Origin of the sequence: Leptolyngbya sp. Cla-17, assembly GCF_016807185.1 — a bacterium.
GTDB lineage: Bacteria > Cyanobacteriota > Cyanobacteriia > Leptolyngbyales > Leptolyngbyaceae > ULC077BIN1.
Genome location: NZ_JAEVYN010000001.1, coordinates 1,307,037 through 1,325,745 on the forward strand (window position 1 = coordinate 1,307,037; position 18,709 = coordinate 1,325,745).

At 46.4% G+C, this 18,709-nt stretch carries 17 protein-coding genes; 11 read left to right on the plus strand and 6 right to left on the minus strand.

What is annotated here, in order from left to right; all coding sequences use genetic code 11:
* Nucleotides 1-98 precede the first annotated feature (98 nt).
* Nucleotides 99-2,420, minus strand: coding sequence for a SpoIIE family protein phosphatase (locus JOY44_RS05770; RefSeq protein WP_171572723.1), 2,322 nt, complete (start codon nucleotides 2,418-2,420; stop codon nucleotides 99-101).
* A gap of 103 nt (nucleotides 2,421-2,523) precedes the next feature.
* Here JOY44_RS05770 and JOY44_RS05775 point away from each other — a divergent pair, with 103 nt between their 5' ends.
* The 4 genes from JOY44_RS05775 (at nucleotide 2,524) to ctpC (ending at nucleotide 6,640) form a co-directional block, all read left to right on the plus strand.
* Complete coding sequence (locus JOY44_RS05775; RefSeq protein WP_171571820.1) at nucleotides 2,524-2,940, plus strand: helix-turn-helix domain-containing protein; 417 nt, start codon at nucleotides 2,524-2,526, stop codon at nucleotides 2,938-2,940.
* Complete coding sequence (locus JOY44_RS05780; protein ID WP_171571819.1) at nucleotides 2,853-3,494, plus strand: IS630 family transposase; 642 nt, start codon at nucleotides 2,853-2,855, stop codon at nucleotides 3,492-3,494. Before JOY44_RS05775 ends, JOY44_RS05780 begins: the two co-directional genes overlap by 88 nt.
* Before the next feature lie 459 nt (nucleotides 3,495-3,953).
* Complete coding sequence (gene ispG, locus JOY44_RS05785; RefSeq protein ID WP_171572724.1) at nucleotides 3,954-5,177, plus strand: (E)-4-hydroxy-3-methylbut-2-enyl-diphosphate synthase; 1,224 nt, start codon at nucleotides 3,954-3,956, stop codon at nucleotides 5,175-5,177.
* 77 nt (nucleotides 5,178-5,254) lie between these two features.
* Entirely contained in the window at nucleotides 5,255-6,640 is a 1,386-nt protein-coding gene (ctpC, locus tag JOY44_RS05790) for a carboxyl-terminal processing protease CtpC (RefSeq protein WP_197984994.1), read from the plus strand.
* Nucleotides 6,641-6,769: 129 nt separating this feature from the next.
* Here ctpC and JOY44_RS05795 read toward each other — a convergent pair whose 3' ends face one another.
* On the minus strand, nucleotides 6,770-6,979 hold the full coding sequence (locus JOY44_RS05795) for a hypothetical protein (protein ID WP_171572725.1): 210 nt from the start codon (nucleotides 6,977-6,979) through the stop codon (nucleotides 6,770-6,772).
* A gap of 417 nt (nucleotides 6,980-7,396) precedes the next feature.
* Between JOY44_RS05795 and JOY44_RS05800 the strand changes: the two genes are divergently transcribed.
* The 4 genes from JOY44_RS05800 (at nucleotide 7,397) to JOY44_RS05815 (ending at nucleotide 11,750) form a co-directional block, all read left to right on the plus strand.
* A complete protein-coding gene (locus JOY44_RS05800) occupies nucleotides 7,397-8,764 on the plus strand; it encodes a type IV pilus twitching motility protein PilT (RefSeq protein ID WP_171572727.1) in 1,368 nt (455 codons plus the stop codon).
* Nucleotides 8,765-8,790: 26 nt separating this feature from the next.
* Complete coding sequence (locus tag JOY44_RS05805) at nucleotides 8,791-9,552, plus strand: circadian clock KaiB family protein (RefSeq protein ID WP_171573725.1); 762 nt, start codon at nucleotides 8,791-8,793, stop codon at nucleotides 9,550-9,552.
* 43 nt (nucleotides 9,553-9,595) lie between these two features.
* On the plus strand, nucleotides 9,596-10,771 hold the full coding sequence (cofH, locus tag JOY44_RS05810) for a 7,8-didemethyl-8-hydroxy-5-deazariboflavin synthase subunit CofH (protein WP_197984996.1): 1,176 nt from the start codon (nucleotides 9,596-9,598) through the stop codon (nucleotides 10,769-10,771).
* A 76-nt stretch (nucleotides 10,772-10,847) separates the two neighbouring features.
* The gene (locus tag JOY44_RS05815) at nucleotides 10,848-11,750 is read left to right on the plus strand and encodes a tetratricopeptide repeat protein (RefSeq protein WP_197984997.1); all 903 of its coding nucleotides are present in this window, start codon (nucleotides 10,848-10,850) and stop codon (nucleotides 11,748-11,750) included.
* Here the strand turns inward: JOY44_RS05815 and JOY44_RS05820 are convergent.
* Both JOY44_RS05820 and JOY44_RS05825 read right to left on the minus strand, forming a co-directional pair.
* On the minus strand, nucleotides 11,743-12,372 hold the full coding sequence (locus tag JOY44_RS05820) for a TMEM165/GDT1 family protein (RefSeq protein ID WP_171572729.1): 630 nt from the start codon (nucleotides 12,370-12,372) through the stop codon (nucleotides 11,743-11,745). The two genes, JOY44_RS05815 and JOY44_RS05820, sit on opposite strands and share 8 nt — an antisense overlap.
* 529 nt (nucleotides 12,373-12,901) lie before the next feature.
* On the minus strand, nucleotides 12,902-13,222 hold the full coding sequence (locus tag JOY44_RS05825; RefSeq protein WP_171572730.1) for a TIGR03792 family protein: 321 nt from the start codon (nucleotides 13,220-13,222) through the stop codon (nucleotides 12,902-12,904).
* A gap of 251 nt (nucleotides 13,223-13,473) precedes the next feature.
* Here JOY44_RS05825 and JOY44_RS05830 point away from each other — a divergent pair, with 251 nt between their 5' ends.
* Nucleotides 13,474-13,797: a phasin family protein gene (locus tag JOY44_RS05830; RefSeq protein WP_171573727.1), complete on the plus strand. Its 324-nt coding sequence runs from the start codon at nucleotides 13,474-13,476 to the stop codon at nucleotides 13,795-13,797.
* An 11-nt stretch (nucleotides 13,798-13,808) separates the two neighbouring features.
* On the plus strand, nucleotides 13,809-14,702 hold the full coding sequence (locus JOY44_RS05835; protein ID WP_171572731.1) for an alpha/beta fold hydrolase: 894 nt from the start codon (nucleotides 13,809-13,811) through the stop codon (nucleotides 14,700-14,702).
* A 35-nt stretch (nucleotides 14,703-14,737) separates the two neighbouring features.
* Here the strand turns inward: JOY44_RS05835 and JOY44_RS05840 are convergent, their stop codons facing one another.
* Nucleotides 14,738-15,259, minus strand: a complete 522-nt coding sequence (locus JOY44_RS05840; protein ID WP_171572732.1) for a DUF4330 domain-containing protein — start codon at nucleotides 15,257-15,259, stop codon at nucleotides 14,738-14,740.
* 541 nt (nucleotides 15,260-15,800) lie between these two features.
* Between JOY44_RS05840 and JOY44_RS05845 the strand changes: the two genes are divergently transcribed.
* Nucleotides 15,801-17,540 carry an ABC1 kinase family protein gene (locus JOY44_RS05845; RefSeq protein ID WP_242541720.1) on the plus strand — a complete coding sequence of 580 codons (1,740 nt, stop codon included), beginning with the start codon at nucleotides 15,801-15,803 and terminating at the stop codon, nucleotides 17,538-17,540.
* 104 nt (nucleotides 17,541-17,644) lie between these two features.
* Here the strand turns inward: JOY44_RS05845 and JOY44_RS05850 are convergent, their stop codons facing one another.
* Entirely contained in the window at nucleotides 17,645-18,697 is a 1,053-nt protein-coding gene (locus tag JOY44_RS05850; protein WP_171572733.1) for a glycosyltransferase family 4 protein, read from the minus strand.
* Nucleotides 18,698-18,709 lie beyond the last annotated feature (12 nt).

Sequence of the window (18,709 nt, forward strand, 5' to 3'; positions counted from 1 at the left end):
GTCTATAACCCCGCACTGATGTTATGCAACAATTTACCTTTGTCAACTGTACGTCTAAAGTCTATATCTCACGTCTAAGATCTATATCTTAGGACAGTTTACTTTTGCTTCATGACAAGTAGTGTAATATCATCAAACACTTTCTGCTTGCCGATATGCTGCATCAAGTCAGCGATTACCGCTTGCCGAATCTCTTGAACCGAGCGATCGCGATTTTGCTTAAGTACTTCATACATCTTTTCTAAACCATACTGATTGTTGTGAGTATCCACGGCCTCAGAGATGCCATCGGTGTAGAGTACTGCAATGTCACCTGAGTAAAGATGAACTTTAACTTCGGCAATAAAGCAGCTAATATCTGCCTCTAGAGCTAGGGGAAAACCTAGGTCAAGGGTATCAATGTGTTCTATTTGCCCATCCTGTCGCACAATAATTAATTCTTCATGCTGCCCAGTCAGGTATAAATCTCCTGCTTTGTATTCCAACAGGGCAAGCGACATATTTTTGCGCGATCGCATCCGTTGAGTGTTGTCGTACAGTGCCCGATTGACGGAATTGAGAAATTTTGCCGAACTGGTCTCTCCATTGACCAATAGAGTTCGCACCGCCATTTGCGCCATGATCATCACCACACCGCTTTCTAGTCCATGCCCTGTGACATCGCCAATGCTGATGCTTACTTTGCCCTCATGTTGAATCACATCATAATAGTCTCCGCCGACTTCTGCCGCAGGCTCCATAAACCCAGCAATTTCTAAACCAACAACAGCATCCAATTCTGCGTCGGTGGGCATTAGCATTTTTTGCAGGCGGCGAGTCACATTCAGTTCAGTAGTCATTCGCAAGTTCTCATCTTGAAGCTGCTGGGTTAACTGCATCACTTCTACTTCTGCCTGTTTGCGGCGAGTAATGTCTTCTACGGTTCCTTCGTAGCCTGCAATGTTCTGTTGAGCATCATAAATCGCACGAGCAGTTTCGGAAATCCAAATGATGTTGCCATCTTTGCGATAAATCTGAGATTCAAATCCCGATATTTTGCCCTGCTGTTTAATGAGTTGAGCAAACTCAGTACGGCGATCGCGATCAACATAAAGCTGCTCACCCACATTTGTCATGCTAGCGATTAACTCTTCGGGTGTGTCATAGCCATAAATTTTTGCCAACATTGGGTTTGCAATTAAATAAGCGCCATCAGCACTTGTTTGAAAAATTCCCTCGACTGAGTTTTCAAAGATGCTGCGATATTTTGCTTCCGCTTCTCGCAACACATCTGCGACTGTGTTAAACGATCGCACGACATCTGCCAGTTCATCTCGACTTTCTAAAGTCACTGCATCTTTTAAGTTGCCATCTACCATCCGTTGAGATGCAGTTTTTAAGCTAGAAACGACCTGCATCATGCCGTGATAAAAGCAGATAAATAAATAAGCTGCGATCGCTAAAATAATCAGAATAAATGCTGTGATCCACTGCTGCTTGTTAACAAAACCATTAATCCGTTTTTGCAAGAGAAAATCCAGTTCTTGAATGGTTGCATCCCATAAACTAAAGCTGTGCTGCAAGCTCTCTTCTGCCATTTCGGCGTAAGTTATGGTTTGTAGCGATCGCGGATTAAGGCTCAGAGTATCCATCTGATTCGTCAATCGTTCAATCGTTCGATTAAGCTGTTGCAAGGGCGTAAGCAATTTGGGATGCAGGTTCCCCGTCGGATTATTGTTAAATGCAGTAGCCATTTTTCTGCTCAAATTGGCATTTAGTTGTTTTAACTTGCTCATGAGGGCAATTAATTGCACCTGATCTGATGGATTAATCGCTCCTTGCATGGGTTCTTTCTGGCTAATACTTTGAATTTCTGCCAAATTGATTTGAATTTCTGGCAGCTTTAAAAGCGTCGTATCCATTAAGTAGTAGGTATCTAAGTCAGGATCAAGAATCAGATTAGATTGATCACCCACTTGAACCCATAAATCTTGAAGTTTTCGCAGCGATTGCTGATAGTTATTGCTGGCAGATTTTGAGTTTGGGCTGACTTGCAGTGTATCAAACTGTTCATTTACTTTTTGATAGCTTCTTAATAAGTCAGTTGTCTTAAAGTCACTTCCGAATTTTTGATCGAGCTGATTCAGCTTGTTTAAAGCTAAATCCATTTGTGACTTGAATTCGGTTGTTTTGGTTGATTTATCGCTGCGATCGCTGGCAACTTTAGCCTTCAGTGTTTCTTCGAGCAAGTGGCGTAGCGGTCGGAGGTATTGATTTCCATACAGTTCTTTTTGAGCAAAATCAACTCTACTTTGAAGCTCAGAAAATAATAAATAGGTTAATAGAACAACAGGCAATATAAAGAGGCTACTGATTAGCGCAAATTTCTGAGGATAGTTCAAATAATTCATCAGATTGCGACCAGGTTTAACAAATTTCATAATTCAATCATTGCGACTTAAAAAATACGTCGATACAGTAAGAAGACTGTACAAACCATTTTTAGATGGCATTCTACAGCGGATTGCAGTCAGATAGAGGACAATGAAGGATTACAACGTTGGGTCAAAAATGAAGCCGTATTCCATAGACTTTCGAGAGAAGATTGTAAGTGCTATGGAGAAGGGTGATAGCTCGATCCGAAAAGTTGCTGCCCGCTTTGCTGTCAGCAAGAGTTGCGTCGAGAGATGGATGATTCAGAAGCGCACAGAAGGTCACGTCGTTCCCCATAAGCAGGGTGGTTCGGTGAGTCCTGTGATGGAGCACAAAGACCAGTTAGTGGCGATCTTCGAGAACCAGCGCGATGCGACCTTAGCGGAATATTGTGAGCTACTCTTTGATGAGACTGGGCTATGGGTTAGCCAAAGTACTATGTGCCGAACCTTTCAGAGACTCAATTTACCGCGCAAAAAAAAACGCTCCGCTCCAGCCAAGCCACCAGCGAACGAGTCCAACTCCTGAGACAGGAGTACTGGGCACAGGTGACGAGTATAGAACTCAAAGATTTAGTGTTTCTCGATGAGATGGGTGTTCTACTGGGACTCATGCGAACCCATGCCCGTGCTGCACCTGGGGAACGAGCGTATGACTTCAAACCTTTTTATCGGGGCAAGAAGGTGAGTGTCATGGGCGCGATTACCGTCTCAAAGGTGCTGGCTGTGATGACGATAGATCAGTCGATGGACGCGGTTGTCTTTGAGGTGTACGTCTCAAAGTGTCTTGTGCCTCAACTGTGGAAAGGGGCTGTCGTGGTCATGGATAACCTGCCTGCTCACAAGGTAAAAGCCATTGCACCTTTAATTGAGGCGGTTGGAGCGAAGGTTCTGTATCTGTCTCCTTACTCTCCCGAATTTAATCCGATTGAGCATTGGTGGTCACAGTTAAAGGCTTTCCTAAGACAGTTCTCGCCGACAACCTCGAAAAGGGTAGATACCCTCATTGCCACAGCGATGGATTTGATAGATCCTCAACATTTGCACAACTGGTTTGCACACTGCTGTTACTGTCCCTCTTAACACTGCAATCCGCCGTATCTATGCCGATACAGCCTTAAATTGAAGAAACGACGTGACCTATCTATGTTTTAAGATACGTCTAAAATAATAACAATCTGAATAATACGGGACTACTTGATATGAAGAGAAATAACTGAAAATCCTGCCTAGGATAGTTTCTGCACTACCGCAGACAAAACACAATTGGCATTTTTTAACTCTTTATTCTGCTACTTTTCAGATGCGTCAATTGTTGAACGGCATCAGCCTACCGATCTCGGCTGATTTTTCTTCAGTTCTGCTCTTTACATTCAAATCCAAATTTTTCTGGCGGCAACGAGGCGTTCAAGCTCAGGTTGCCAATTTTGACCAAAATTTAACCATCATGCTGCCGCAAAACTCCCTATGTATGGCAATGTGGGAAGCAGAGACTGAAAAAATTGTCCCCCTTTTCTGCCGTAGAGAGCAAGCAACAGCCCTATGCAAACCTTATCTAACCCTCTCACTTCTACTGTTTCTTCCCGCTATGCCACTGATGGTACTATTCACCGTCGCAAAACTCGCCCTGTTAAGGTGGGTGACATCAGTATTGGTGGTAACAATCTGGTGGTGGTTCAATCCATGATTAATGAAGACACCCTAGATATTGAAGGGTCGGTTGCTGGCATTCGTCGTTTACATGAAATTGGCTGCGAAATTGTGAGGGTGACGGTTCCCAGCATGGCACATGCGATCGCCCTCGCAGAGATCAAACAGAAACTGATTGCCACTTATCGCCCCGTCCCTCTAGTTGCCGATGTTCACCACAACGGCATGAAAATCGCCCTAGAGGTTGCTAAGCACGTCGATAAAGTCCGGATTAATCCTGGGTTATATGTCTTTGAGAAACCCAAAGCAGAACGCACCGAATATACTGACTCCGAGTTTGGCGACATTGGAGATAAAATTCGAGAAACCCTAGAACCGTTGGTCGTTTTCTTGAGGGATCAAGGCAAAGCCATGCGAATTGGAGTGAATCACGGCTCCTTAGCAGAACGAATGCTTTTCACCTACGGCGATACTCCAGAAGGCATGGTAGAGTCTGCCCTAGAGTTTATTCGGATTTGTGAATCATTAGATTTTCACAACATTGTCATTTCTATGAAAGCTTCTCGTGTGCCCGTTATGCTGGCAGCTTACCGCCTCATGGCTCAGCGAATGGATGAGCAGGGAATGGAATATCCCCTACATTTAGGGGTGACTGAAGCGGGAGATGGAGAATACGGGCGAATCAAATCTACTGCGGGAATTGCAACCCTATTAGCCGAAGGGCTAGGCGACACCATTCGAGTTTCTTTAACCGAAGCCCCAGAAAAAGAAATCCCAGTATGCTATAGCATTTTGCAGGCATTAGGGTTGCGGAAAACTATGGTGGAATACGTCGCCTGTCCCTCCTGTGGACGCACACTATTTAATCTTGAAGAAGTCCTTCATAAAGTGCGAGATGCAACAAACCATTTGACGGGGTTAGATATTGCCGTCATGGGATGTATTGTCAACGGTCCCGGAGAAATGGCGGACGCAGATTACGGCTACGTTGGTAAGCAAGCAGGCTATATCTCACTTTACCGAGGGCGCGAAGAAATTAAGCGTGTGCCAGAAGCAAACGGAGTTGAGGAGTTGATCAATCTTATTAAAGCGGATGGGCGCTGGGTTGATCCATAGTAATTAAGCTCTGACCAAGGCTGTTGGCCTGTGCTAGATTGGGCGTAATTTTCATAGTCAACTCTAGGCTTATCAACATGGCAATTACAAAACGTGGGCTTGTCCTTGGTGCCGTCGCAGTGACCGTTTCTGCTGCCGCTATTGCCGGCACTGGCTTGCACTTCTTCAAAGGACAAGCCTTGTTGCAGAGCGACGACTCTGGGCAACAAGTTGCCGATGCAGATAAGGATGCTGCTCTTCAGCCAATGTCTATGTTGTCATTGCAATCTTTCTTTAACCAAAGTCCCAAGGAACTGGTTGATGAAGTTTGGCAAATTATTGATCGTACTTATGTAGACGGTACTTTTAACCAGGTGGACTGGAAAAAAGTGCGAAACGACTATCTAAAACGTTCCTACACTAATAACGAAGACGCTTATAAAGCCATTCGCGAAATGGTGAAAAAAATAGGGGATCCTTACACTCGTTTCATGGATCCTCAAGAGTTTAGAAATATGAAGATTGATACCTCTGGTGAATTAACCGGAGTCGGTATTCAACTCGCCGCAGATGAAAAAACGAAGAAATTAACGGTGATTTCTCCAATTGAAGATTCTCCTGCCTTTACGGCGGGTATTCTGTCGAAGGATATTATCCTCAAAATTGATGGAAAGAGTACCGAAGGCATGGACGTGAATAAAGCGGTGACGCTAATTCGCGGAGCAGCCGGAACATCGGTGAAGCTTACAATTTTGCGCGGTACCCAGCAAATAGATTATGCAATCAAACGAGCACGGATTGAAATTCATGCGGTGAAATCGAGTGAGTTGCCATCCCCCCAAGGCAAGGTGGGTTACATCCGATTAGTGCAATTTAGTGCGAATGCACCAATGGATATGCAAAAGGCAATCGAAAAGCTAGAAAAGCAGCAAGTTTCGGGCTATGTCTTAGATCTGCGTGGCAATCCGGGCGGACTGCTATATACCAGCGTTGATATTGCCCGTATGTGGATGTCAAAAGGCGCGATCGTTTCTACAAAAAGCCGCACTGGAGAGCAGGATAAGGAGCAGGCAAATGGGCGATCGCTGACGAACAAGCCTTTGGTGGTGTTGGTCGATGGTGGCTCGGCTAGTGCTAGCGAAATTCTTTCTGGGGCGTTGCAAGACAATCGTCGTGCAGTGTTGATCGGCACAAAGACTTTTGGCAAAGGATTAGTCCAGTCTGTACGCCAAGTGGGTAAAGATTCTGGATTAGCTGTAACAATCGCCAAGTACTACACTCCAAGTGGACGCGATATTAACAAGCAAGGTATTGTTCCAGATGTGGAGGTTCAGTTAACTGAGAACCAGAAAAAAGAGCTAAGCACCAATCGAGATAAGGTTGGAACGCTAGAAGATCCTCAGGTCGCCAAAGCCGTTGGAGTTTTGGGAGAGAAGATTCAGGTGTTTCGGCTTCAATCTCCCCGGGCAGAAACGAAACCTTAAAGGTGTAAAGGTTGAGCATTCGGAACGTAATCTTGGGTAAATTGCAGAGATCACTACCCTTGGCTTGCGTTCTGCAGAGTATGCAAAACCCCCAACCAATTTTGGGCTGATTGGATTTTAATTCCTCACCTAAGCAGGTTGGCATTTGCCCGCCCGAATCAGCCCGACTCGCCGCGCGATCGCTTCTGCTTGAGAGGCGAAGGGTCCCCACTGTTTCCCTCCTGCCCCTGACTCAGCCCCGGCTAAAACATCTTCAGAGGGGTCGGCAATGCCATTTGGAACGATCGCGCATTGCCCGTTATCTTGTTTCACAATAAACCACTGGTCAGATTCACTCATTGCCTTCCTTCCTCAATTGAATGACAAGTGCACGCCCATCTTCCCTATTGTCGGCTACCGTTGTAAGCTTTTGTCATGGTTTTCGCCTGCTTAGACTTGATTTCTGAAAGCGTGTTTATCGGCAATTCGGTAATCTTATTGGTAGCGATCGCTGTTCCATGGGCAACCTATAGTCAATTGGTCATTTTTAGAAATGAGATGCCAGACTTCAACCTGTTCTAAACGTTGATGTACACAGCTCCGAATTTTTAGTGTGTCTTCTGCGTAAAGTATCTGAAAGTCCTGAATAAAATAATGAGGGCTGTTACATTGCAGACAGCAATAATTATGAGCAGCAATTCAACAAAAGCATCGCGCCAATTTTACAATAAGCCGCTTTAGGCTTCTACTACCAAAGCTGTTGAGAGAGTTAATTTTATGACTGAACCCCAGCGCCAACCTAGTGCTCCCCCTCCTTCACGGATTCCTCCTGCTCCTCCACCTCCAAGAGCTGCCAACAATGGAGCAACGGTTGCTGCTACTCAGCAAATGAACCCTCCAACCATGATTTCTCCCGCAGTGGCTGGCGCAACGATGGTATCGTCCCAAGCTCCTCCTAGTCATCTTAGTGGAGCGGCCACAGCCATTTCGTCTTCTCCACCCCAAGCGCCCCCTCCTGCAGGACATCGTCCTACTTCATCACCTACTGCGCCTGCATCGACTCCCCGTCGTGCTCCTACCAATGGTTCGCCAACCCTTTCTGAACTGGTTCGTACCGCTTTTGATAAAGGATATTCCGACGTTCATGTTGGGGTTGGCGAAGTGCCCCGCTACCGAAATCGGGGAGAAATGGATCACACAGAATGGCCCGAAACTGATCGCGACACCTTCTATAGCTGGCTTCAAGAAATCCTCACCGATGCAGAAATTCGTCGGTTTGAAGAAATGCTAGAGTTTGACGGTGCTACTCAATACGACTTTGCACGGGTTCGGATTAATATTTTTGGTTCGCTGCATGGTCCTGCCATGGTGATGCGGCTAATTCCAATGAAAATTCTGACGGTCGAGCAACTAAACTTGCCACCCATTTTCAAGGATATTTGCCATTATCACAAAGGCTTAATCTTGATTACCGGACCTACAGGTTCAGGTAAATCCACTACGATGGCGGCAATGGTGGATTATATGAACAAAGAGATGCCCAAGCACATTATTACAATTGAAGACCCAATTGAATTTGTGCATCGTAGCAAAAAAGCCTTGATTAAACATCGCGAAGTGGGCATTCACACGCACAAGTTTGATAGTGCCCTGAAAGCCGCGCTGCGGGAAGATCCAGATGTGATCCTAGTTGGGGAAATGCGCGATCGCGAAACCGTCAACACTGCCCTTAAAGCTGCTCAAACGGGACACTTGGTCATGGGCACATTGCACACCAACAGCGCTGTGAAAACCATTGAACGGATTCTTCAGCTTTTTGAACCCGATCAACAGGAGCCAATTCGAGTTTCGATCGCAGAATCCATGGTTGCGGTGATTGCCCAAGGGCTATGCCGCACAACAGATGGTAAACGTGCTGCCTTTCATGACATTTTGATTAATACTGATGCGATTAGAGACTATATCCGCAAGGGCGACCTCGACGAAGTTGAGCAATTAATTCCGCGCTGCACCTTTGATGGCATGTGTAATATGAACCAGTCTCTCTACAAGCTTTATGAAACGGGGAGAATCACAGAAGAAACAGCGCTGGAAATGTCGCAAAAACCGAACGAGATGGCTCAAATGCTTCGGGGGCGGATATAGTTTTCGATTTGAATAAGCCTTTGGGTATGGATTCGGAGCGATCGCTGGAGGTATTCAAAGGCATTGCGTTGTTTACCCCCGGCGGGGATCTGATCTACTGTATTGATCCGCAAAAGCAAGTGCGTTGGCATGTGCATCTTTGTGGAATGCTGCAAAATCTTTTGGGGTTGTCAGAACCTCCTCATTTTTTAGTGCCGTGTTATGGGGCAACAGTTGATCAGTTTTTTGATCCGCACACCCAGGAGTTGCGACAAATCGCAGAAGTTTCACCATTGGTTTTCCGTTATCAATCATTGCTCAACGCCGTGTTTGGTTTTCATGACCTCACTTGGCAGGTTGCTCCGCTGCGACCAGAAATCTGTGATCCGATGGTGTTGACAACCCACCGCGATCGCTTTCCTCAACTTTGGGACTGTCACGATCTGGTGGTGCAATACGAGCGAACAGTTCCCTATACTCCAACTGTTCCTTTGTTTAAGCTAGGAGATACGACTCGGCAAGAACTGCCTAATCCCCAAGGCTACGTGCTGAGACTATTTGTATCGGGGCACAGTATGGCAACAGAGCGGACATTGCAGAAAATTTATGCCTTGCTAGAGCGATCGCTGAATCAGCCTTATACCCTGAAAATCATTGACGTGATTCAGCATCCAGAGCAGGCAGAAATTGACCATGTGACAGCAACTCCAACCCTTGTCAGAGCGTGGCCTCAGCCGACTCGCCGCATCGTGGGCAATTTAGATCATGCCGATCAGCTTTTGGGAATGCTTCATCTCCCAGATGCATAAGCTGCGTTAGTCTAGATTGATATTGCTGGCTGAAACCCTTGTGATGACTAAAACGATCGAGTCCATTCTTGAACGCGCCCTTCTAGGACAGGATTTATTGGTCGAAGACGGGATTGCGTTGCTGAATGCGCGATCGCCTGTTGAACTCCTACAAATTCGAGATGCCGCCGATCAACTCCGCCACAAGCTGACAGGGGAAACGGTTACCTATGTAATCAACCGCAACCTCAACTTTACAAATATCTGCGAACAACACTGTAGCTTTTGCGCGTTTCGGCGCGATGAAGGGGAAGAGGGCGCTTTTTGGCTAGATATAGAGCAAATTCTGGCAAAAGTAGCGGATGGGGTAGAACGGGGAGCCACGGAGATCTGTATGCAGGGCGGCTTGAACTTGAAAGCTAAGGTGCAAGGTAGTTCCCTAGCTTATTACACCAAGCTGATTTCTGCTATCAAAGCCCAGTTTCCTAATCTACATCTCCATGCGTTTTCACCGCAAGAAATTCAATTTATTGCACGAGAAGATGGACTGAACTATGCCAACGTGATCAGTGCTTTGCAAGAGGCTGGAGTTGGCTCTATGCCTGGAACAGCGGCGGAAGTTTTAGATGATGACGTGCGGCGAATTCTCTGCCCCGAAAAGACGGATAGTGCAACGTGGCTAAAGATTGTTGGCACCGCTCACCGCTTAGGAATGCCCACCACCAGCACCATGCTATCTGGACATATTGAAACCCCAGCCCAGCAAATTCGGCATTTTGAACAAGTGCGATCGCTGCAACAAACTGCTCTGCAAAACGACTATCCTGCCCACATCACAGAATTTATTTTGCTGCCCTTTGTTGGACAATCGGCCCCCAAGCCCCTACGTCGTCGGGTTGGACGCGATCAGCCAGTATTAGCTGATACTTTGCATTTAACTGCTGTGGCACGCCTCTTTTTTGGACAGTGGATTGTCAACCATCAGCCCAGTTGGGTCAAACTGGGCTTGGCTGGAGCCGTTGACGCTTTACAGTGGGGCTGCAACGACTTGGGCGGCACCTTGATGGAAGAACACATTACAACGATGGCGGGTGCCCAAGGCGGCACTTGTTTGGAAGTAGAGGAGTTGCAAACTGCGATCGCCGACCTTGGCAGACCGCATCAACAGCGCGATACTCTCTACAACCCCATTCACTTCGCTGCACTCCAAGTTCCGATAGAAATTGGTGCCGGAACCTGAAGGATCACAACATTATGCTTGCTAAATTTCATTTCTCGTTCATAATGATTGGCGTTGGAGTTCGAGGGTTAATGCTGTGACTGAACGGAGCAATCGCTGGCTCGTTAGTATTGTGATGGGGCTGGCACTGCTAGCTTTTTTGGGGATCTCGATCGCCCCCCTGTTGAGCGGATTGTTTCCTAGTAATCAAGCCGCCCCGGTCGCGAGTTCACCCACACCAGGCGCTTCGGCAAGCCCAGAGGTGAAGAAAGAAGAGTTGGAGTTACAAGCGAAGGGCTACGAGGCCGTGTTGCAGCGAGAGCCAGAAAACCCCACGGCTTTGAGAGGGTTACTAGAATCGCGGCTGGCATTGGGCGATGTTAAAGGGGCGATCGCGCCTTTAGAAAAATTGGCGAAGCTAAACCCAAATGAGACTTACTATGCAGTGTTGTTGGCACAGGCCAAACAACAGGCAGGCGATCGTGAAGGAGCCGCACAAACCTACCGCACTATTTTGACATCCAAGCCTGGAGAAATCATGGCATTGCAAGGGCTGGTTGGGTTATTAGTTGAGCAAAATCGCCCGGAAGCGGCAGTTAGTTTATTGCAAGATACCCTTAAGACTGCAACTCAAGCCAATCAAGTGCAGCCCGGTGCTGTAGATGTCACTTCAGTCCAAGTGCTGCTGGGCGGCGTATACGCCAGTGGCAAGCGGTATGACGAAGCAATCTCAATCTACGACGAAGCCGCTAAAACCAGTAAGCAAGACTTTCGCCCAATCTACGGCAAAGCTGCAGTGTTAAAAGAGCAGGGCAAAGTAGACGAAGCAAAACCTCTGTTTACCAAAGCGGCTGAGCTTGCACCCGCAAAATACAAGGATCAAATCAATCAGCAAGCAGCAGGCACTCCTGCCGCACCGAATGGTGTGACCCCAGCTACTGGAATTCCCCCTGTTCCAGAGGTGAAACCGACTGTTGCTCCAGTGCCTTCGTCTAAGTAATTCCTGTCGGTACACCTTCCACAGCAGCAGCGATGCCAAAAACGATAAATAGACTGCCCCCCAAGGCGGTACTCGTCCGTTCAGAGATGCGTCCGGCAACGAGTCGCCCACCAACCACAGCGATCGCTGCACATAACGTGTGTCCTGCGATTGCACCCATTGTTACGCCCCAAGGATTATAAGTCGCGGCTAAAGCGATCGTGGCAAACTGAGTGCGATCGCCCCACTCTGCCAAAAACGTAAGGATGAACGCCTCCCAAATAATCCCCCAGGCTGTGCCGGCTTTTGCTTCAAGATCAGAATCTTGAATTGCTGCTTCAGCTTCAGCAACTTCGTCACAGGTTGCTTTAGAGGGCATTTGCCACGAATCGTACAAAAGTTTTAGTCCAAAGCCAATAAATAAGGTGACTTCCGCCAGATGGATGGGGTATTTGGGCAATAGGGAAATAGCTTGTCCCATTAAGATTGACAAAATGGTCATGATTGCCAGAGCCACTACTACGCCTAGAAAAACTAGGCGGCGAGAATGACGCATTGCTAGCAACATTGCAATGAAAAAGGTCTTATCACCTAGTTCAGATATTCCAACCAACAAAAAGCCAGATGTGAAAGCAGCCAACATTTATCAATTTCCTAATCAAACGTGCAAGTGCAGCGTGAGCTTGATTAGAGACAAATGACTCCACCAAGCTCACTCAACAGTGAACTCAGTGAAGGTCTCGCTTGCAAAAAGGCGTTACGAATTGACAATTTAAGGTTAGCTAACCGCTGAATGCGAAAGATTCTTCCAACAGCAATACGCGATCGCTAAAAAATATTGCAAATTATCCTATTTGTCACCTGAACCAGGCTTGTCGCCAGTATGTTGATTCAGATGGGCTGGGAAAACCAGCAGCTACTCCCCTTCAAACTTTTACGATTATACCAGTGCAATTCGCCAAACATAGCTTTTCGCGACTAGTTGCACTGAGTAAGTCCCCAGAAAATCCAAGTACCTTTATGAATAAGATTCAGCATTTTCACCATCTTATTCATTTCAGCAAAGCTATAGGGTCTGAATAAAAAAGCGATCGCCTGTAACGCTAAACCTACAGTTTGCCGAGTATCAGCCTACTTTTTGTAACTAGTAATCTCTTGAAAGGAGAAACCCTTTACTTACTGCGAGGCTGAATAAATTTGCGAACACTGTATTCTGTCACTTCAATAATTTTATAAGTGTTCGCATCAAATTCTTGACTAAACCGCTTCTCGGTAGCATCTAAGTAATCTTGTGGAATTGACTTCCACGCTTCGCGAGTTTTCCAATGAATCACTAAAATGACTTCTTGAGGATTTTGAGGACTAATCCACACCTCTTTTCCTAAAAAACCAGAATGCTTTGCTAAAGCAGCCGTCCAAATTTCTTCATCTTTTTGAACAAATACTTCTCGTAGGTCTTCTGCAACTTGCACCCTCAACCACTCAATCACCATATGCCAATCTCTTCTTGTTTTATGCAGTTTATGTTAGGGCAAGACGAGGGGGAATATTTCAAAGATAGAAGTCGCTCTAACCGATGAGTGTGGTGAGCCGTACTGCTGACTTTTTTCAGAATGATTGGGGATCTGACAGAATAAGGAAGTATCACGGAAAAAGCCAGTATTGCTTAGCTTACCTTGAACCAGTAGTGCAATGTAGGCTTGCGATCGCGCTCCTTTCCATCATCCGATTTCAGGTAAGCAGAATGGACAATAACAACTGGCTGACTCAGATTCTTATGTTGGGGGTAGGCACAACCTCTCTAGTAGCAGACAAAATACGCGAAGTCAGCGATGACCTCGTTAAAGATGGCAAACTGAACCCTGACCAGGCAAAAGAAGTCATGGACGACTTGTTGCAAACGCTCAAGAGTGAGCAAGGTAACCTTGAAACTCAAATGCAGCGTCAACTTCGGAATGTTTTGCAAGATATTGGCGTTCCTCGGCAGTCAGAAATGGATGAATTACGCGGTCGAATTGATCGCCTTGAGCGCCAAATCCGTGATTTAGAAAACCGCCTTTGGCGTTAAGGAGTGCATTTATGATCATTCCACCAGGATTTTGTCAGCGTTCTGTTTCAACTCAGCTTGGCAGAATGGCTTATTACACGGCTGATGCTGTTTTCCCAGACGCAGTTCAAGAAAAAAAGTCGCAGACCTTAGTCTTTTTGCATGGGTTTGGCGGCGGATCTTCGGCTTACGAATGGTCAAAAGTTTATCCAGCGTTTGCGCTGGATTACGACATATTGGCTCCCGATTTAATTGGCTGGGGCAGATCGGAGCATCCAGAGCGCAATTATCAATCGGAAGATTATATTTCTACCATCATCGAGTTTTTAGAGCAAACTTGCACAGAGCCTGTGCCCGTTGTGGCATCTTCGTTGACCGCTGCTTTGACGATTCGAGCCGCGATCGCCCGTCCCGATTTATTTAAATCTTTGATCTTGACCACTCCTACCGGACTGTCAGATTTCGGCAAAGACTACACTCGCAGCTTTTTTATTCAACTAGTTAAAACTCCTATTATCGATCGCCTGCTCTACAGTGCTGGAATTGCAACCTCTGGCGGCATCCGCAATTTCTTAGAGACTCGACAATTTGCCCGTCCTGCGCGCGTTTACCCTGAAATTGTAGAAGCCTATCTTGCTTCTGCCCAGCAACCCAATGCAGACTATGCTGCTCTTTCGTTTGTGCGGGGAGATCTTAGCTTTGATTTAGCGCTTTATATGCCGCAACTTAAGGTTCCAACTGCAATTGTGTGGGGAAAAGAATCTCAATTCACTGAAGCAGAAATTGGACAACGTCTTGCATCTTTGAACCCAGAAGCAATTAAGCATTTTCAACTGCTAGAAGATTGCGGACTAACGCCTCAACTAGAATTACCTGCGATCGCGATCGCCCTAATTCGGCGTTTCCTCGCAACGCTAAGTTCATAGTTAAACTAGTACACCCAGGTTAAGCACTCGTTCGACTAACCTTGAATCCGAATATCCCGCACATTCAAGTTTGTAAAATTATAGTTAAACCCCTCTAACTCAATCGGGGCACCAATCTTAATCTTATTGTTGCCTAAAACAGGGCCGTTTTTAGTAATCTGGGCATTGCCTTGAAGAGTAAGCAACAGGTTCCGGCTCAGCTTCGATTCCGGTCTAGGATCGGGTATTACTTGCACCTTGCCGTCGGGCTGAGGAACAAATACATTATCTTGCAATTCCTCTACCTCTTTCACCGTGATCTCGCCGTAGGGCTGATTACGAATGATAATGCTCGTTTTTTGACCTGGCTTGAATAATTCTTTGGTGTTCTGTCCGGCAACGCGCACCACCACCTCAATTTCAACGGGTTTGGTGGGGATGTTCACTTGGGCTACTGAGCCTGATGCGCCTGGAAATACAAAGATACCGAACAAAACTAGTAAAATGACCAGAGCAGCTCCCAGATCCAAAATACTAACCTTGCCAAATAGCCGACCTTTAGAATCTACGACAGCCATAAAACGTTTCCTTAAGCTTGTGAAGTGGACGCTTGGGAAAAGACCCTTTAGCTTACTGAAAATGCATGGAGCTAGCCAGCATTCAGATGTCGCAAGATCCTATGTAACCCCGTGACAGGTTAGCATAACTTAGGGTCGCAATCACTATTCTCTGGCAGACATCAGCACTTTATGAAAGGAGTAGTGCGATAGCAATTGTAGTTAGGGGCTTGTGGATAAATATCCCAATACAAGGTCTTGCGGTTCAATTTGTTCCTTGGCTGCTGTTTCCGTTAAAAGCTATTTTTGCAAACATTGGAAATACTTTTAAGTTCTGGATCAGGCTTGCAACCCTTAACTAAGTGCCAATAGTGTTTGTAGTTTTCTATACTATAGTTAATGAAATGAAATAACCGTCTGCATCATTCAATGATGGTTTTTTCAGTTTATTTCAAAGGCTTGGTTGAGCGATTCTGCATCGTTACCTCACAACCGCGGAATGTTGAGTTGCTCCTCGAACCTTTTTATTGGTTCTGTTTTAACTTACGAGGTTGATGAAACGGTGGGTCAAAATCCCCTTGCCTTATTGAAACGCTACGATGCGATCGCGATCGCCCAATACTATAGGTTTCGCCCCTGGCTAACGCTCTGGCGCACTCTAAACGTCGCAGTTTCATTTTTAAGTTTTTTCCTTGGTCTGAAAATAGACTCATGGCAAAATCGAACAGAGGTTAACCGACTTAAGCGCGCTGAGCAGTTGCGTCGCACTTTAATCCGCTTAGGTCCAACCTTTATCAAAGTGGGTCAGGCACTTTCTACCCGCCCTGACTTGATTCGCAAGCATTTTCTTACTGAGCTTACCAAGCTTCAAGACCAACTGCCGCCATTCTCTACGGAGTTAGCTTTTCGCATCATTGAGCAAGAGTTAGGGCGATCGATCAAGGATGCTTACAGTCAAATTTCTCCTCAGCCTATTGCAGCCGCAAGTTTAGGGCAGGTTTATCAAGCACGTCTCTACAGTGGCGAAGAAGTTGCCGTAAAAGTGCAGCGCCCTAACTTGTTGCCCACGTTGACTTTAGATTTATACCTGATGCGGTGGGTCGCTGGTTGGATCGCGCCTTGGCTACCATTGAATTTAGGTCATGACTTGACGCTAATTGTCGATGAATTTGGCATTAAGTTATTTGAAGAAGTGGATTATCTAAATGAAGGGCGGAATGCAGAGAAATTTGCTACCAATTTCCGTAATGATCCAAAAGTCAAAGTCCCCGCAATTTACTGGCGCTATAGCAGTCGCCGAGTGCTGACTTTGGAATGGATTCATGGGTACAAGCTGACGGATACCGATCGCATCCGAGAAGCAGGCTTGGCAAGTGATGATCTAATTGAAATTGGCGTGACTAGCGGTCTACAGCAGCTTTTGGAGCATGGCTTTTTTCATGCTGACCCTCATCCTGGAAATCTATTTGCCATGGCTCCCCAATGTGCCATAGATGGCAATGAATCCAGTGAGCCGATAGAAGCGCGGATGGCATACATCGATTTTGGCATGATGGATCAGCTAGATGCACCCACTAAGGAAACATTGGTGGATGCTTTGGTTCATTTGATAAACAAAGACTATGAAGACTTAACAAAAGATTTCGTGAGTCTAGGGTTTTTAACTCCAGATATTGATATCCAACCCATTTTGCCTGCTTTAGAGGCTGTTTTTTCTCAAGCGTTTGGTGAAAGCGTACAGGATTTTAACTTTAGAACGATTACCGATAGTTTTTCGGAACTGATGTATGACTATCCGTTTCGGGTGCCTGCCAAGTTTGCTTTGATTATTCGCTCCTTGGTGACCCAAGAAGGATTGGCATTGACGATTAATCCCAACTTCAAAATTGTGGAAGTTGCCTATCCGTATGTGGCAAAGCGCCTGTTAACGGGAGAATCACCTCAACTGCGTCGCCGCTTGTTAGAGATGTTATTCAAGGATGGGAAGTTTCAGTGGTCGCGGCTGGAAAATTTGATTGCGATCGCTCGCACCAATGGCAATTTTGATTTACTACCTTCGGCTCAAATGGGCATCCAATTTCTGCTTTCAGAGGAAGGGAAGTTTTTACGGCAGCAGTTAGTCATTGCTCTCACTGAAGACGATCGCCTTCATACTGATGAAGTGCAACGACTTTGGAACTTGATCAAAGACGATTTTCAGCCTGTGCGATTGCTGAGTGTAGCAATGGATGCGATCGCAGAATTCTCTACCGCTGGAACTGCTGCTTTACTGCCAATTCGCGCTAACTTTTCAAAACCATAGCTACGGCATGTCATTAATTGACCTAGATGACTGAAGCGGGTTAACTGAATAGCTGGGCAAAGGGGAGGCGTTCTGATGATGTGCACCTTCAAAGAGCGTTGGTGCTACAGCAATTCCAGTCGAGCAGCCAACTTTTCTATGTAGTCTTCGCTGTTGTGGTGATGGGTGACAAGTTCATAGCCAGATTGGGCTTGAGTTTCTGCGTCTCTAGGATTGTCGAGCAACCGCGCGATCGCCTGTCGTAGGCCTAGTTCATCTTCTGGTGCCACAGTGGTTAACGTGCCTGGAGTCTCCAAATAATCAGCTAGCCCTGAAATACGCGTAACCACAACTGGACGGCGACAGGCCATGGACTCTAATAGGCTAGTCACCCCAGCAGTATCGCGGCTTTCAAACAGGGGAACGACAACGATCGCAGCATTGCGGTAAAGCTGCACCAGTTCCGTCCACTCATAATAACGGCGCGACATATTGGCGGGCATCACAGCGGGCAACGATTTGGACAAAGGTTTCACGTCTCTAGAGAAGGCGCTGATACACACCTCCACATTCATGTCGTGGGTTGCGGCTGCCAATGTTCGGTAATCACGCTTTTCTAGACCGACGCTGGCGATGATTGGGCGCTGTTTACCAAACATGGCGGTTCCCGGCGAGAAAAAGTGGGTATCCGTTTGCTCCGGCATCATAAAGACGCGTTCCTGGGAGAGCCGTAGATAGTGATATAGAAACTCAACCTGGGGGCGGCAGTTTGTAACAAAGAGGCTGATGCGTTTACTGGCATTGAACAACTTCAATGCCACCTTACTCCTGGGGCGGTGACCTGTGTGGATGAAAACAGCAATTTTGGGAGGATTGGGTAAAGCACCGCAAATAGTGGCTACTGGAATTCCAACATCCTCACCGCTGCAAAAAACAACATCGTCCCCGTTAAGCTGCGATGAGAGGCTACGTGCCAGTGCCCAATTTTGGGGCTGACCCAAAATCTTTGCCCGCGCATAGTCTCTAGTCCGGATCGGTTCCTGGCTAAGCACATGCACTTTGGCGTTCAACCGTTTGCTTAGGCTCCACATTACGTGACGAGGGCACTTGCCTAGCTGGGCGTTGCGATCGACCTCTTCCAGATCAATCGGATTACTGAGAACCAGATGGTAGTTCAATAGGATCCCCTT